This is a genomic window from Corallococcus terminator, assembly GCF_003611635.1.
GTDB lineage: Bacteria > Myxococcota > Myxococcia > Myxococcales > Myxococcaceae > Corallococcus > Corallococcus terminator.
The window spans coordinates 1-398 of record NZ_RAVZ01000848.1; the positions used below are offsets into that span (position 1 = coordinate 1).

Here is a 398-nt window from a genome sequence, read left to right on the forward strand (position 1 = left end):
GAGTACGCCATCGCGACCGTCTGCACTCCCTCGGGCACGGTCCCCGTCAGCAGCCCGTCGGCCCGCAGGGCCTCCGGGTCGAGACCCAGGTCGCGCGCCAGGGCGTCGTTCCGGACGACGACCGCCGGGTCGCGGACCGGGGCGGCGGCCCAGGCCACGACGAGGTCGGGGACCGCGTCGGCGTAGGTGTGCTCGAGCTGCTGGAGGGCGGTGCTCACCCCGACGACGCTACGCGGAGGGGTCCGCGTGCGCCTCGGAACGTGGTTCCGCGAACGCGATCGCGTTGCCGTCGGGGTCCGGGATCGTCACGTGGCGGAGGCCGTCGGGGTAGGTCTCGACCGGCCCGTACGCGATCCCGCGGGCAGTGAGCTCCGCGAGCAGCTCGTCGAGACCGGTGA

General features: G+C 74.6%; 1 protein-coding gene. It reads right to left on the reverse strand.

The features are described from left to right. Positions 1-218: hypothetical protein (locus tag D7V88_RS42430; RefSeq protein ID WP_208726814.1), on the reverse strand; the 218-nt coding region annotated here is incomplete at its 3' end. Positions 219-398 lie beyond the last annotated feature (180 nt).